Genomic DNA, 16,599 nt, shown 5'->3' with positions numbered 1-16,599 from the left:
CTTTCTTAAGATTAAAGAACTATTTCTTCAAGAGCTGTAATTAATTTATCTATATCAGTCTTAGTGTGCACTTCTGTTACACAGTAAAGAGCACATTGACCGAGTTCAGGAAAATCTTCAGACAAATCTTTTCCGCCAAATATTCCTTTTTCAAGCAAAGCTTTGTTAACTTCTTTTACAGATTTTCCTGTTTTACTGAAGTCAACTACAAACTCTTTAAAGAATACCGAATCAAAATAACTTCCATTAATATTATCAAGTTCATTTAATCTTCGTACAGCATACTGAGATTTCTGCATAATTGTCTGTCCTACTTCTTCCATGCCTTTTGGACCCATTGTTGCAAGATATACACCTGCTGTAATTCCCCAAAGAGCTGATTGAGTTCCCACATATTCCTTGCCATTTTCTCTGTAATTACCAAATGATGTTCTGTCATATGCAACGTCTCCGAACCCATACTCACCTTCAACATTAGTTGAAGCGATTCCGAATAACCTAGAAGGAAATTCCATAACGTATTTTTCTTCGTCCATTGTAGCCATAAATCCTGATTGTCCTCCGCCATAATTCATATGTACTCCTAAAGGCTGTAAATCACCGCAAACTATATTTGCACCATAAGACGGAGGCGGGGCAATAACTCCCAAGGATATTGGATCAACACCAACGACACTTAATGCTCCTAATTCATGAGCTATATCTGAAATTTTATGTCCGTTTACTTCAATAAATCCAAGGTAAGAAGGATTCTCAAAATATACTGCAGCAGTTTTGTCGGAGATTTTCTTTTTTAAATCATCCATACACATGCATCCTGTTTTTTTGTCATAATCAACTTCAACTATTTCAAGAACAGGTTCACAGTAATTTTTAATAGCCATTAGTTTTTCTCTATCCATTAACCTCGGAACAAGGACCTGTTTTTTTCCCACAACTCTTGAAGCCATGCTTATTGCAGTAGCTGCAGCCTGAGTCCAGTCCATAGTTGGAACATTAACGACTTCCATGTCCACAAGCTCGGCTACAAGGCTTTGATATTCAAACAGCGCCTGAAATCTTCCAAAATCGTTATAGGGCTCACCACCGTAAGCTGTTAGAAATTCTCCTCTTCCGTTTATTTCATCGCATATTGCCGGTACATAATGTTGCCAGCAGCCAGCGCCGAGAAAGTTCAAATTTTCCAAGCAGTTTTTATTTTTATTTAAAATACCTTCAATATGTCTTTTTAGTTCATACTCAGAACCTAAAGCTTCAGGAAAATTCAAATTTTCTTTTAACTTAATTTCATCAGGAACATCCTCATGAAGTTCTTCAATTGAATTTAGTCCTATTTCCTTTAACATTTCATCTTCTATTTCAGGAACTGAATTAGGAATATAGGGATGGTTTTTAAATCCTCTTATTGTCATTTTAACCTCCAAATTATTATTATGTTAAATTAAGCTAATCCTCCTCCGTCTACAACAATTGCCGCTCCGGTTACCCAGCTCGATAAATCACTTGCAAGGTACAGCACTGTATTTGCTATATCTTCAGGCATACCTATTCTTTGAAGAGGCCTTTCTATACCACAATCTCTAAGATAAGTTTCCTGAGAAGCAGAATCTTTAACTACTCCTGTTTGAACTCCCTCATCTCTAAGCATCGCTGTATCAGTATCACCTGGATTAACACTGTTAACTCTTATATTTTGATGTCCATGATCAATAGCCATTGCGCGAGTTAAGTTAACAATTCCCCCTTTAACTGCACAATATGCTGCTGCCAAATCTCCACCTTTCAAACCCCAACCTGATCCTGTGTTAATAATGCTTCCGCCTCCGTTTGCAGCCATGTGCGGAATTACATATTTAGAAAATAGAAACGTTCCCTTAAGTCCTACGCCAAGAACAAAATCCCATTCTTTCTCTTCCAGATCAACAACTGTTTTCCTTACGGTAACACCTGCATTATTGAATAATATATCAATATGTCCGAATTGATTAAGTATAGATTCAACTGTATTCTTGACTTCATCGGATTTTGTTACATTACATTTAAAAAACTCTACTTTTCTTCCTGCATCCATTAACCTTTTAGCCTCTTTTTCGCCGTTCGCACTTATGTCGACCATTGCAACTGTAGCGCCGTAAGCTGAAAGAAGTTCAACTGAGCCAAGTCCAATTCCTGATGCCGCACCTGTTATTATTGCAACTTTACCTTCTAATGACAGCAAATCTTTTTTTACCAACATTTTTGACCCCCCTATTTTTATTTACTATAATAATAGCATTTATTGTGCCAATATTGACATTATAAATAAAAAAAATAAAACTACTCTAATTACACAACTGCTTTAAATTTATTATTATAAAAATTATTCTTAAGATAATGTTTTCTTGCCATTTTTGTCAATTTTATTGATTCATATGTCAATTAGTTATATAATTAATTAAATATATAGGAGGACTTATGATAAACTTATATAATTACGAAAATGAAATAAAAAATATTTTAAACATAATTAAAAGTATCTTTAATATTGACTATGCTGTTTTTGATACCGAAAGCAATTTAGTTATAAGCACCGAATCCTATTTGAGAATCAAAGGGCGCGTTGTTCATTCTCCTTCCATTCAGGAAGTAATAATGAAAGGAAATGTGACAGTAAATAATCCCGGTCATATGGCAGCTTGCTTGGGATGCAGATTTAAAGATAATTGTCCTTCAACAATTGAAATACTAAAAAGCATTACAGTTAACACAGAACCCCTTGGAGTACTTTCTTTCACTTCATTTTCCAAGGAAAGCCATGACAGAATTGTCAACAATATCGACTACTACACAAATATTATCGAGCAATTCGCACACCTTCTGTCGCTTTTTATAATGCAGCAATACAAAGCATTTGATTCTACAGCCTCAAAATCATCTCTAACCACAATACTTGATTTGTCAGAAGATGGGTTTATAACTACAGACGCAGAGGGAAACATTGAAATAATAAATGCCGCAGCACTTGATTTTTTTGCATCCTGCGGTATGAACACCAAAAATATTCATCAGCTTTTTCCAAACAATGTAGTCTCGGTCATCTTAAGCGGAAGGTCAATATCAAATTATAAAGTTAAAATTAACGATTCTCCTGTCAGAGTTTTTTCAACTCCTCTAAGAAACAATGATGTATCTGTCGGAACTGCTATAAGAATAAACTACAACAAAGCCATTCTCTCAGATAGCGTTAATTTAAACATTAAAAATGACCAGCCTTATAACATTGACAGCATTAAAGGTAAAAGCGAACATGTTAAGCTCATAAAAAAAACTATTAAAAAAATAGCAAACAGCCCTTCAACCGTCTTTATATCCGGCGAAACAGGAACCGGAAAAGGGCTTCTTGCCAAGGCCATTCACTATGAAAGCAAAAGAAAAAATAAACCTTTTATTATTGTAAACTGTACGAGCATACCAGAAAATCTTTTTGAAAGTGAACTTTTCGGATATGAAGCCGGAGCTTTCACCGGTGCAAGCAAGTACGGAAAACCCGGTAAGTTCGAACTTGCAAATGAAGGAACGCTTTTTCTTGACGAAATAAGTGAAATTCCCATAAACATGCAAGCTAAACTTTTAAACGTTTTACAGGAATCAACTTTTGAAAAAGTAGGAGGTATCACTCCTATAAATGTAGATGTGAGAATAATTGCAGCATCAAATCGAAACCTTGAAGAAATGATAAAAAAAAAAAGCTTCCGTTCAGATTTGTTTTACAGACTGAATGTAATACCTATGAAACTAATTCCTCTAAGGCAAAGACGTGAAGATATAAGCATATTAGCTAACGATTTTTTGAAATTTTATAATAGAAAATTAAAAAAACAAATATTGGGTTTTGACAACAAAGTATATGATATACTGAACAATTCATATTGGCCCGGCAATATAAGACAGCTTGAAAACGTAGTTGAATATTGTGTAAACATAACCGAAAAAGAAGTAATCACACCGGCGGATTTGCCGCTTGACTTCTACGAGGATAAACAAGCAGATACATCTGCCGCCGTAAATCCTATAAAAGAAAACGAGCATAAAATAATAATCGAAACAATAGACAGGTACGGCTGGGATGTTAAAGGAAAAACTCTTGCTTCAGAAGAGCTGGGAATGGGTCTAAGGACTTTATACCGTAAATTAAATGACTACAACAAAAGTATTGCAAACAGGTAATCGACCGCTCTTCACCTGCGTTATTAGGTGCAGCATAAGACATAAAGCTGCAGCTTTTTATCTTAACACAACCTGACATCCTATTGTGACTGTTGGTTGCTGCCTAGTCTTTCCAAAAGACTGTTGTTACCTTCCTTAAAGTATACATATAGCTTATGTTGAGCTCTTGTCATTGCAACATATAAAAGCTTCAGGTCCAGCTCATCTTCGCTGTATTCGTCATCAACATTTACAATTATTACTGCATCGAATTCTAAGCCCTTTGACAAATATGAAGGAAGAACTACAATTGTGTTGTCATATTCCTCTTCCTTCCCTACAATCAGCTTTATATCAAGCTCCTCATTCTTCTTAAGCTCTTTGTGAATTGCACTGCACTCCTTCGGAGTTTTTCCTATAATTGCTACTGATTTATAACCTTGAGAAATAAGCTCAAGAACTTTTTGGCATGTTTCTTTTAAAAGTTCTTTTTTTGTTTTAAACTTCATAATACTTGGAATATCCCCATGTCGAACTACAGGCTTTGCAGTTATAAGTTCATCATTAGGAACAAGTTTTATTACTTCATTAGCCAAATCCATAATTTCTATGGTAGTTCTGTAGCTTTGCTCAAGTGTGAGATATTGTCCATTCTGTTCAAATATTTTGCTCTGCACTGATTTCCAATTTTTAAGGCTCCTATATGAATGAATTCCCTGAGACAAATCTCCAAGAATTGTAAAAAATTCAGTGTTAAAAATCTTTCTAAGGGCATAAAACTGAAAGAGGCTGAAGTCTTGAGCTTCATCTATTACAACATATTTTATATCAGCTTTTTCATCAAATCCCATCAATCTATGTTTCAAATACAGAAGCGGCGCCAGGTCTTCAAGTTCTATACATCCACTATCAAGAATTTTTTTGGAATAGTCTGCTGTAAAAAACGCAAGCTCTTCACTAAGTTTTCCCAAACTTAACTCTATAAGTTTTTCTCCTTCTGTTACAATCCCCTTATAACAATCAAACAAATCTTTTTCAATAAATCTGCTCATATAGCTTTTTACGGCAATTTTTATTTCTTTTTTGACTTTTTCAAGTGCAGCATCTCTTAAGTTAAGAAGATCAACTATAACAAGCCTTCTCTCCTCGCCTTCCGGTTCATTGTGCCTTATGATTTCAATCTTCCTGTCGTAGGAAAGCTTTTCTTCATCATATATTGAATCTTTTTCATTATCCAATCTGAACCTTAGATGTTTTTCCAGCTGTTGAAATCTTTTGTACAAAGGAAGATGCCTATAATCTCTTAAAATAACGCTCTTAATTTCTTTAACACTCATAAGCCTGTGACCTTCAAGCATAAAATCTTCCTGAGGAATACAACTTAATTCTATTTCATTAACATACCTTGCAATAATGTTTTTAAATGCAAGTGATCCCTTAAACGCTGAAGTTTTTACAGCAAGCCCTTTTTCTCGTCCTTCATTTGCATCTTCTTGTTTTTTGTTAATCAGAAAAAGAAGTTTTTCTTCTGAATCCGTAAGTTTATATTTATTTCCAATAAGTTCAAAAACATAATCTGCATATGTAGTCTGCTTTACGCTATCCGCCCCAAGTTCCGGCAAAACGCCTGAAATATAGTTAAGGAATAACCTGTTTGGTGCAATAATCATGAACTCTTCAGGATGAAATGATCTTTCATAAGTGTAAATTAAGTAAGCAATTCTGTGAAGAGCAATAGTAGTCTTACCGCTTCCTGCCACCCCCTGAACAATTAGCGGTTTATTTATGTCTGCTCTTATTATGGCATTTTGCTCAGATTGAATTGTAGAAACAATATCTTTTAGTCTATTATCTTTGTTTTCACCTAAAGATGCCTGCAAAAAAGTATCTGTGGCTGTTATATCCACATCCATTATACCTTTAAGGTGACAATTTTCTATTTCATACTGCCTTTTTAACAGAAGCTCACCTTTCATATCTTCACCTAGGTCATTGACATAGGTTACATTTCCTAATCGTCCATCATAGTATACGCTGGCCAAAGGTGAACGCCAGTCAAGTATCATGGGAATATCCCAATCAGGTCTTAAAAGCGACAGCTTTCCTACATAAAATTTTTCTATGTTTTCTTTGCCGTCCTCCCTAAAATCTATTCTGGCAAAGTAGGGCTTTTCCTTTGATTTTTCCAATCTGTCAAAATTCAATTCAAGCTCGTCAAGAAGTCTTGTGTGAAGCATTATTGATACATAACTTAAACTGCTGTCAGTTGGATCCAAATTAGCATAAGCATCTTTAATTTCGTTTTTGTACAAATCCTTATTCTGCTGGGATGCACCAATAATATTTTCTATATATTCTACCGTTTCCTTAAGTCTCTTTTTTTCTAAACTGTAATCCTTATGATTTTCAAGCGCCATGTTTCCTCCCCAGAGTCTAGATTTATTAGATAACTCAAATCTTTTATATATTAACTCATATGGTTACTCAGGTCAAGAATGATTCTGACCCGCAATATTTATAACCATTAAAAATCTTAAAGAAAATACAAAAAATAAAAAACTTACCTTATAGGTAAGTCATAAATTAAATATATTAAGAAATTTGTGCTGCAATCATAATATCACAAATTTATCTATTAACTTGAAAAGCCAATTTTCTTATTGCAGATTTCGAAATCACAAATATTGTAACAAGCTGCACCGGTATTAAAAAAACACACTGCATCATCCTGGTAAGAAGCAAAGGCTTGTAAGGAGCTCCATACAATATGGATATCCAAAATGTGTTTAAAAGCAAACTCAGTACGAGCTGATTAATTCCAATTGCAACTGAAATTCTTGCGATAGACTGCTTCTCATGCAAGAAAACACCGTATACAATTCCCGTAACAAATGCCGTTAAGGTAAATCCAGGAAAATATGCTCCAATGGGAAATAAAATAGCTCCAAAAAAATCCCCTAAAGCCGCAACTATTCCACCCTTAACAGGTCCCAATAACATTGCAGCTATTACAACAGGAACAAAGCCAAAGCCTATTTTGATATTCCAAGCTGAAATTGAAAAAAATCTTGATAAAACTATTTCCATAGCAACAAACATACCTGCCATTGCAACGGAATTTGAATCGAATTTTAATTCTTTTAATGATATTTTGTTCATAAATCTCCTTTCATGTTCCAACTACGAAAGAAGCAAATAAATAGCGGATGCGAAACTGTACCGCAAGCTTAATAGCTTCTCGCCCGAAGGCAACCTCCCATCCTTCGGTACTTAACGCACTGGTTTCTACTCTAATTTATATTTAATATATTTTTATACCTAATTTACACTTGTATATTTTGATGCTTTATTTCACTGTTAACATTTCACAGGCTTTAACCGCTTGATCGAGAAGAATTGTAGTAGTTATAGTTCCTACGCCACCTGCTGCAGGGTTTATTGCTTTGACTTTACCAAATGTGCTGCTGTAGTCAACGTCACCACATATGCTCCCTGTGCCGTCATCGTTTATTCCCACATCTATAACAACTGTATTTTCTGTAAAGTAATCTTCATTCATAAACTTTGCCTTACCAATTGCAGCAACAACAATATCTGCATTTTTTGTCACATCTTTCATGTTGCCTGTTCTTGAGTGACAAATAGTTACTGTTGCATTTTCATCTAAAAGAAGCATTGAAAGTGGTTTTCCTACAACAAGACTTCTACCAGCAACAGCTATGTTTGCTCCCTTAAGAGGAACTTTATAGTATTTAAGCATTTCTACAACTGCCTTTGGAGTACATGGTGCAAATCTTTTGCTGTGACCTTCAAAAATCTTTTCCATATTTAATGGCGACATGCAGTCAACATCTTTTCTTGGATCTATGATGTTTGATATATATTCTTGATCCAAATGGCTTGGAAGAGGTCTGAAAAGCATTATGCCGTGAATTTCACTGTTGTTGTTTGCATCCTCTATAGTATTTTTAAGCACCTCTGTTGAAACATCCGCTGGAAGTTCACTTACAATGCCATCAATACCGAGATTTTTGCAGTTCTTTAAAATACTTCTTTCATAAAATACATCATCTTCCCTTGCTCCAACTCTTATAATAATCATTCTTGGAACAATCCCTTTTTCCTTTAAATTTGAAACTCTTTCTTTTATATTTTCTTTTAAAAAATCCGCAACGGGTTTTCCTACCATCCTTATTGTTTCTACAGACATTTCACCCTCCTGTTAAATAACAAAATATTTTTTAAGTTAATTTAAGTAATATAATTTTTCTAGCGCATTTCCCTCATATTACTTATGGTAAACTCTGAAGTACATGACTGGAACAAAAATTCCTCCTCCAATAAAGTTGCCTATTGCTACAGGAATAAAATTAGCAGCAAATATTTTCGACAATGTTATAGAATGGTCAAAAATTGCAGCCATTGGAAGATAAAACATGTTAGCAACAACATGCTCATATCCGCTAAGTACAAAAAGCATTATAGGAAACCAGCATCCCAATATTTTACCTGTAGTATCTTTTGCAGTTGTGGCAAACCACACACCCAGTGCAACCAAAATATTACACAAAATTCCCTTGTACATTGCCTCCATAAATGTAAGCGATAACTTTGAATTAGCTATTTTTACTATGGTTTCCGAAAGAAAAGTGTTATTGTACACTCCTCCTGCATACAAAAGCGCCACCGCTAATAGTGCTCCCAAGAAATTACCAATAAGCACCTGCATTAGACTTGACATATAATCTTTAAGCGTAATTTTTTTCTGAAGATAAGCAAATGTCATAAGGCAGTTCCCGGTAAAAAGTTCTCCTCCTACAAGCACAATGAGCATCAATCCAACCGGAAAAACGGCTGCTCTTATAAATGGATTGTCATATGAAGCCATAAACCCTTGCGCTCCCAAGGAAATATAAAGTCCTGCCATTATACTCATAATCAATCTTTTTCGAGTAGTCATAGCTACTTTATTCTGTGCTGATGTAATCAGAACTTCAGAAGTTTCTTTTGGCGTAAAACAAGCATTGCTCAAAACAACAACTCCTTTGCTGAAATTTTGTTAAAAGGCTGCATTGCAGCCTTTTAGCATTAAAACAATCCTATTATTTTTCCTTCCATGTCTACGTCTATGCTTTCTGCAGCAGGGACCTTTGGAAGTCCTGGCATTTTCATAATATCGCCTGTTAAAGCAACTAAGAATCCTGCTCCTGCAGAAATTGTAATGTCTCTTATTGTAATCTTAAATCCTTTTGGCCTCCCAAGAACCTTAGGATCATCTGTCAATGAATATTGATTCTTTGCCATGCATATCGGAAGATTTCCAAAACCAAGTTTTTCAAAATTTGCTATTTCCTTATTTGCTTTAGAAGAGAACTCAACATCATCTGCTCCGTATAATTTTTTTGATATTTCTCTTATTTTTTCTTTTATGGAAGCATTTGATTCATATGCAAATTCCATTGAGCCTTCTTTATCGGAAAGTCTTAACACTTCCTGAGCAAGCTCTATTCCGCCTTGGCTCCCTTTTCCCCAGACTTCGGAAAGTGCCACATTTACACCAAGCTCTTTACATTTTTCTTTTATAAGATTAAGTTCAGCTTCTGTATCTGTAGGAAACTTATTTATTGCAACCACCGCAGGAAGTTTGAACACCTGAGTAATGTTTTCAACATGCTTAAGAAGATTTGGAAGTCCCTTTTCGAGAGCATCAAGGTTTTCTTCTCCTAACTCTGTCTTAGGAACCCCACCGTTATATTTTAACGCTTTTACTGTTGCAACTATTACAACAGCGTTTGGTTTTAAACCTGTCTTGCGACATTTAATGTCAATGAATTTCTCAGCACCAAGATCTGCTCCGAATCCTGCTTCCGTTATAGTATAGTCTGCGATTTTACTTGCCATTTTTGTCGCAATAACTGAATTACATCCGTGAGCAATATTTGCAAATGGTCCGCCGTGAATGAATGCCGGAGTTCCTTCCAAAGTTTGTACAAGATTGGGTTTTAGCGCATCCTTTAACAATGCAGCCATTGCACCTTGAGCTTTAAGCTGTCCTGCCGTAATAGGTTGTCCATCTCTTGTATAAGCAACAATTATATTAGAAAGGTTTTTCTTTAACTCAGAGATGTCGTTTGAAAGACAGAATACAGCCATTACTTCAGAAGCCACTGTAATATCAAACCCGTCTTCTCTTGTAACACCTTCACTTTTTCCACCTAAACCATCGACTATGTGGCGCAACTGCCTATCATTCATGTCAACAGCTCTTCTCCATACTATTCTTCTTGTGTCAATATTTAATTTATTTCCCTGATGTATATGGTTGTCAATCATAGCAGCCAACAGATTATTTGCAGCTCCTATAGCATGAAAATCTCCGGTAAAATGCAGGTTTATGTCTTCCATTGGAATAACCTGTGCATAACCTCCTCCTGCAGCTCCTCCCTTAACTCCGAAAACCGGACCTAATGAAGGCTCCCGAAGGGCAATTATCGTTTTTTTACCAAGTTTTGAAAGAGCATCTCCCAATCCAATGGTTGTTGTTGTTTTTCCTTCTCCAGCAGGTGTAGGATTAATTGCAGTTACTAAAATCAGTTTCGAATTTTTTTTATCTTTCAAATCGTTCAACAAGTATCTGTAATCAATTTTAGCTTTGTATTTACCATAATTTTCAACATACTTATCTGGTATTCCCATTTTATCAGATATGTTGTTAATTATTTCTGGCACTGCTTGCTGTGCTATTTCTATATCACTTAAATATTTTTGAGCCATAAATCCTCCATTACTATAGATTTTTATTGTTTAGGTACTTTATTATTTTTTGGAATTACCTCCGCCGTATAATGTATCAAGCTCATAGCCTTCAACTTTTGCATTGAAGCTATATTCAGCTGATGGGAAAGTTCCTTCCAATGTTTCTTTGTGGAATTCATTTAATCCTTCTACCATTTCTTTTCTTATGTTTTTAAATAATTTTACGAATTTTGGTTTGAAATCGCCGTACATTCCCAGCAAGTCCTGAGTAACAAGTACCTGGCAGTCAACATAAGGTCCAGCTCCAATACCAAGTACAGGAATTTTTATAGCTTCTGTCAATGTTTTAGCTACTCCTTTTGGCACACATTCCAATACCATTGAAAAACAGCCTGCTTTTTCAAGGGCTTTAGCGTCTTCGATTAATTTTGCAGCTGACTCCGGTGTTCCGCCCTGAACTCTAAAACCGCCCAAAGAAGTTGCTGTCTGAGGAGTAAGTCCTATGTGTCCCATAACAGGAATTCCTGCTTTAACCATTGCAGCTATTGTATCAGCCATTTCAACTCCACCTTCAAGCTTAACACAATCGCAGCCTGTCTCTTTTATTAACCTGTTCGCACTCATGATCGCCTGTTCTTTGCTAACATTGTATGATCCAAAAGGCATGTCTCCAACTATAAATGTTTCCGGTGCTCCTTTAACAACAGGTCTGATGTGGTGAACCATATCATCCATCGTAACAGGTGTTGTTCCGCTATATCCAAGCATTATCATACCCAATGAATCTCCGACAAGTATTATTTCACAATTGCTTTCATTAACAATAGAAGCAGTTGTATAATCATAAGCCGTTACATATGAAAATTTTCTACCTTCTTCTTTAAATTTCTTGAAGTCCATGATTGTCATTTTCTTTTTCATTTTAATATCTCCTTTTATATTTTATTTAAACGAAATTAATCGTTTTCCTTTGCCGTTAAACTGCTTTTCTACATAAAATATTTTGAAAACGCAAAATTTGTTTTTCTTACGTGGTATTACCTCTGACAATTATTATATATACTCTTTATAAAAATGTCAACAGTTATATAGTTGTTTATATTTTATTTTTTGCTTATTTATCAATGGTTTGTTTGATATTATATTGTCAATATCTAAATTTCATTATACAAAATGCTTTCTTGGTGGTAATACATCTTCCTTTTTATTTTGCAAAATAAGAGGAGCCTATCCAGCTCCCAAAAACTCATTTACTTTATCTGATACATTTTCTCTTTCATAAGAACAAGATTAGTAAGCACCTTATTTACAGGAGTATCTATATTATATTTTTCCCCTTCTCTAACAATAGCTCCGTTTATGTTGCTTATTTCTGTTTTTCTTTTGTTGTTTACATCCGCAAGCATGGACGAAATATTGTCTTTTGTAACTCTTGCAACTTCCTTACAGTGATCTGCCGGATTTGGAGTAGCTAAATTTATTCCTGCAGCTTTTGCAACCATTTCAGCTTCCTTTACAGCCTCTCCTAAAATATTTTCTGTTTCGGGATTTTCAAGAAGCTGTCCATTCTTTAATCCCGTAAGAGCTGTAAGAGCATTAATTCCAACATTTACAAGCACCTTGTCCCATATAATTCCCATAACATTAGTAGATACTTTTACAGGTTTCAGCCCTGCATCTTCAAGCACTTTTGCAATGCCTTTTATTTTTTCTGTAACTTTACCGTCCAATTCTCCAATAACAGTAGCTCCATGACCTGCATGTTTTACTCTTCCGGGCCCCAATAAATTAGCACCATGAGAAGTTGTTCCCGTTATTATTTGTTCTTTCTTAACAATAGTTTCCAGTTTTTCAATATTACCTAACCCATTTTGCAAAGTAAGAACAATTGTATCTTCTCCTATTACAGCTTTGTTTTGCGCTATTGCTATATCAGTAATAGTGGACTTAACAAAAACTATAGCCAGCTCAACTACTCCAACTTCATTTGGATCAGATGTAGCCTTAATACCTTTTATATATCTGTCTCCGCTGGTTCCTTCCATCCATAGACCATCTCGATTAATATTATCTACATGTTCCTTATAAACATCTAGGAAATATACTTCATTCCCTGCTTCCGCAAGAAATCCTCCATATATACTCCCCATAGCACCTGCGCCTATAATTGCAACTTTCATTTTTTATCTCCTTACCATTATTTTTTTACTTTAGTTCATAAGCCCCGTAATCTTTGGAAGCCATGTTATTATATCAGGGAAATAAGTAATTAATAACAATACAGCTATTTCTGACAGCAAGAAAGGCATTATCCTTTTGCTGATATCTCCTATGGATATTTTTGCAATCCCGCTAGCAACAAATAAATTAACAGCCATAGGAGGTGTTATCATCCCTATTGACGTATTAATTACCATGATTATACCAAGCGCAACCGGATGCACTCCAAGCCCTGTAACCAACGGCAAAAGCATTGGCGTAATCAATAGTATTATTGATTGGGTTTCTAAGAAACATCCAAGGAAAAGTAAAACAAAGTTAACTAAAAATAATATTATATATTTACTGCTAAAAGCATTTAAAACTGCCCCTGCAATTGTAGTAGGAATATTAGCACTGGTCATAAGCCAAGAAAATGGCGCTGATAAACATACAACAAACAATATAGCAGCAGTTGATGAAGCAGATTTGGATAATATTGCTGGTAAATCTCTCCACTTAAGTTCCTTATAAACAAACATCGCCACAATAAACGAATATACAACAGCTACAGCAGAAGCTTCAGTAGGAGTAAAAATACCTCCGTATATTCCGCCAAGAATTATTATTGGCATTAGTAATGCCCATATGGCATCTATAAATGATCTTAAAAATTTATCTACAGTCAAATTTTCATTTTGCTTTATTTCATATTTTCCGCAAGTAATAATTGCTACGAGAATAATTACAGATGCTAACATAAGTCCAGGAACAAATCCAGCCATAAACATAGTTCCAATTGAAACATTTGCGATAATAGCATATGTAACCATTGATATGCTAGGCGGAATGACAACCCCTAAAGTTCCAGATGAAGCCGCTACAGCTGCAGCTCTGTCCTTAGGATAACCGGCTTTTTCCATATTTGGAATCATGATTCCTCCTATTGCCGCTACTGTTGCCGCATTTGATCCGGATATTGCACCAAAAAATGCGGAAGCTATAGTTGTAATAATAGACAAACTAGACGGGAGCCTCCCGAGCAAAACTCTTGCAAATTCAATTAGCCTTTTGGATATTCCTCCTTTTTCCATCAAATCTCCTGAAAGGATAAAAAAAGGCACAGCCATTAATGGAAAGCTATCGAGAGATGTGAACAACCTTTGTGCTATTATTACTATGTTTGTATTCATCGTTCCAGTTGTAAGAGCTATAATAGCTGCTATCCCCAAAGAAATGGAAATAGGAACATTTAGCAGCAGCATAAGTCCCAAAGTACCGAATAAAGTAATGGCCATTTATTCCACCTCCTGTGCATTTTCATCTACAAATTTTCTTATTGCATACTGCAAAGTACGCACGAGCATAAGAGTTAGCCCAACAGGCATAGCTGAATATACTATCCATGTAGGCAGCTGCATAGCAGGCGTAACTTGTCCCATTTTAAACAGCTTAGATACAAGCCCGACAGAAACATATGTCATAAATCCGCAAAACCCTAAGATAATTAAAGTTCTTAGCATAAATGTATATTTCTTAGTTGATTCAGGTAATGCATTAACAAAATTGTCAACTGTAAAATGTGCGTTATTCTTAGCACCAACACCAATTCCTAGAAATACAATCCAAATCATCATATATCTAGCCGCTTCTTCAGACCAAGGAATAATCATTATTTTAGTAAATCTAAAAAATGTTGCTACAAAAATTATGATAACCATACACGGGAGCAGTACAGTTATAGCATTCTCCTCAAAATTATCTAGAAATTTTAATATTTTTTTCATTGTACCTCCATTAAACACCTTGCATCATTCATGGTAAAGGATGGAGTACTTATGTTCTCCATCCCCCCCATTTTTCTCTATTTAATTGCCTTTTAAAGCATTTACATAATCTTGATTGATTTCATCAGCATATTGATCATACACCGGTTGGCATGCTTCCTGCCATAAAGATTTATCAACCTCAGTTACTGTAACACCATATGATTTTATTGTATCTACTAGCTCATTGTCCATTTTTATACAATACTCTCTTTCCCAAGTTCTTGCTTCTTTTTCAGCTTTTACAATAGCATCCTGCACTTCTTTAGGATAACTATCAAAAGCAGATTGGCTTATAAGCATTACCGCCGGAGAGTATACATGTCCAGTCAAAGACAGATATTTTTGAGCTTCATACAGCTTGTTCGAGTTAAATACAACAAGAGGATTTTCTTGACCATCTATAGTACCTTGCTGCAAGGCTGTAAAAACTTCAGACCAAGCCATCGGTGTTGGTATCGCTTCTAGCTGTTGAAATGTTGATATGTGTATTGGATTTTCCATAGTTCTTATTTTCTTTCCTGCAATGTCATCCGGCGTAACTATTTCTTGTTTATTATTTGAGACATTTCTAAATCCATTTTCCCAAAATCCCAACGCCTTAATTCCTAGAGGCTCAAGAGTAGCTAAAATTTGTTGCCCTATTTCTCCGTCCATTACCTCATATGCCTTTTCTCTGTCTGTAATTAAAAACGGAAGGTCAAAAACCTGAAAATCTTTTGAAAAATTAGGGAGAGGTCCAGTTGAACTAACTACCATTTCCAACGTTCCCAAACTTAAACCTTCTATCATATCTCTTTCATTCCCCAATTGACCGCTAGGGAATATCTGAACATCTACTTTGCCATCAGTATATTCTTCTACTTTTTTTTCAAACTCTTGAGCTCCCAATGCATAATGGCTATCAAGTTCTGTTGCAGTTCCAACCCTTATTACTATTTTCTCATCAGACGGAGACGAAGCCGCCGGTTCGGATGAAGAACTATCTTTGTCTCCTCCGCTACATGCAGAAAGTGAAAACACAAGAGACAACACTAATAATATTGATATAACCTTTTTCATTTTATTACTTCCTCCTAATATATATATTTATAATACGTTTTCCACAACATCAGGCCCTGAACATTCATATAACAAGCATGTCCATCATATTTGCTGATTCTTATTCCTTCCACCGACAAATACAGCACCCAAATTATTGTCAAAACATAAAAAACATTTTATTACTATTTAACGAATTACAACTAGCGCACTCCAAATCCTATTATTAAACAAAAATTACTTTACTTATTTTTCTAATTATAATTCTATCTTTATAGTTTAAAATTAGTAGCAAAAACATAATCGTTTTCCTCGTTAATATTCAAGACATAAACTCTCGCACTACACATAGCTTATATAATTAACAAATTCGTGGTATTACCTCTTGAAGGTATTATACACAATGCATTATTAATTGTCAATATTAAATACAAAAATTATAATTATTATTTGTTCATTTATCAACGATTTTGATATTTTATTATCAAACTTTTAATCTAACATCTTAAAGAGGTGGTATTACTACTCTGTATTTTCATAATATCTAAATTATATATTTTACAAATAATTATTTAAGCGTCAAAAAATCTGC

Annotated in this window: 13 protein-coding genes and 1 riboswitch; of the genes, 1 reads left to right on the top strand and 12 read right to left on the bottom strand. The window is 34.9% G+C overall.

Annotation, left to right across the window (positions count from 1 at the left end):
* Nucleotides 1-11: 11 nt before the first annotated feature.
* Together gcvPA and RBQ61_RS10055 are read right to left on the bottom strand one after the other, a co-directional pair.
* Nucleotides 12-1,412 carry an aminomethyl-transferring glycine dehydrogenase subunit GcvPA gene (gene gcvPA, locus RBQ61_RS10060; protein ID WP_308137196.1) on the bottom strand — a complete coding sequence of 467 codons (1,401 nt, stop codon included), beginning with the start codon at nt 1,410-1,412 and terminating at the stop codon, nt 12-14.
* 29 nt (nt 1,413-1,441) lie between these two features.
* Complete coding sequence (locus RBQ61_RS10055) at nt 1,442-2,236, bottom strand: SDR family NAD(P)-dependent oxidoreductase (RefSeq protein WP_308137195.1); 795 nt, start codon at nt 2,234-2,236, stop codon at nt 1,442-1,444.
* A gap of 218 nt (nt 2,237-2,454) precedes the next feature.
* Here RBQ61_RS10055 and RBQ61_RS10050 point away from each other — a divergent pair, with 218 nt between their 5' ends.
* Nucleotides 2,455-4,206 carry a sigma-54-dependent Fis family transcriptional regulator gene (locus tag RBQ61_RS10050; protein ID WP_308137194.1) on the top strand — a complete coding sequence of 584 codons (1,752 nt, stop codon included), beginning with the start codon at nt 2,455-2,457 and terminating at the stop codon, nt 4,204-4,206.
* An 80-nt stretch (nt 4,207-4,286) separates the two neighbouring features.
* Here the strand turns inward: RBQ61_RS10050 and helD are convergent, their stop codons facing one another.
* From helD to RBQ61_RS10000, 10 genes are all read right to left on the bottom strand, one after another.
* Entirely contained in the window at nt 4,287-6,602 is a 2,316-nt protein-coding gene (gene helD / locus RBQ61_RS10045) for an RNA polymerase recycling motor HelD (protein ID WP_308137193.1), read from the bottom strand.
* 211 nt (nt 6,603-6,813) lie between these two features.
* A complete protein-coding gene (locus tag RBQ61_RS10040; RefSeq protein WP_308137192.1) occupies nt 6,814-7,344 on the bottom strand; it encodes a folate family ECF transporter S component in 531 nt (176 codons plus the stop codon).
* Nucleotides 7,345-7,383: 39 nt separating this feature from the next.
* A riboswitch (THF riboswitch) is annotated at nt 7,384-7,480 on the bottom strand.
* A gap of 51 nt (nt 7,481-7,531) precedes the next feature.
* Nucleotides 7,532-8,395: a bifunctional 5,10-methylenetetrahydrofolate dehydrogenase/5,10-methenyltetrahydrofolate cyclohydrolase gene (locus RBQ61_RS10035; protein ID WP_308137191.1), complete on the bottom strand. Its 864-nt coding sequence runs from the start codon at nt 8,393-8,395 to the stop codon at nt 7,532-7,534.
* A gap of 78 nt (nt 8,396-8,473) precedes the next feature.
* A complete protein-coding gene (locus RBQ61_RS10030; protein WP_308137190.1) occupies nt 8,474-9,217 on the bottom strand; it encodes a formate/nitrite transporter family protein in 744 nt (247 codons plus the stop codon).
* Between the two features lie 56 nt (nt 9,218-9,273).
* Nucleotides 9,274-10,959, bottom strand: coding sequence for a formate--tetrahydrofolate ligase (locus RBQ61_RS10025; protein WP_308137189.1), 1,686 nt, complete (start codon nt 10,957-10,959; stop codon nt 9,274-9,276).
* Between the two features lie 42 nt (nt 10,960-11,001).
* Nucleotides 11,002-11,862: a 3-methyl-2-oxobutanoate hydroxymethyltransferase gene (gene panB, locus RBQ61_RS10020; protein WP_308137188.1), complete on the bottom strand. Its 861-nt coding sequence runs from the start codon at nt 11,860-11,862 to the stop codon at nt 11,002-11,004.
* A gap of 329 nt (nt 11,863-12,191) precedes the next feature.
* Entirely contained in the window at nt 12,192-13,121 is a 930-nt protein-coding gene (locus RBQ61_RS10015) for a ketopantoate reductase family protein (protein WP_213924126.1), read from the bottom strand.
* 30 nt (nt 13,122-13,151) lie between these two features.
* Nucleotides 13,152-14,438, bottom strand: coding sequence for a TRAP transporter large permease (locus tag RBQ61_RS10010; RefSeq protein ID WP_308137187.1), 1,287 nt, complete (start codon nt 14,436-14,438; stop codon nt 13,152-13,154).
* On the bottom strand, nt 14,439-14,927 hold the full coding sequence (locus RBQ61_RS10005; protein WP_308137186.1) for a TRAP transporter small permease: 489 nt from the start codon (nt 14,925-14,927) through the stop codon (nt 14,439-14,441).
* 81 nt (nt 14,928-15,008) lie between these two features.
* Nucleotides 15,009-16,028: a TRAP transporter substrate-binding protein gene (locus tag RBQ61_RS10000; protein ID WP_308137185.1), complete on the bottom strand. Its 1,020-nt coding sequence runs from the start codon at nt 16,026-16,028 to the stop codon at nt 15,009-15,011.
* Nucleotides 16,029-16,599: the final 571 nt, after the last annotated feature.

Origin of the sequence: Sedimentibacter sp. MB35-C1 (assembly GCF_030913635.1) — a bacterium.
GTDB lineage: Bacteria > Bacillota > Clostridia > Tissierellales > Sedimentibacteraceae > Sedimentibacter.
The sequence above is the reverse complement of the archived record's forward strand: the minus strand, read 5'-3'. Positions and strand labels throughout refer to the sequence as shown.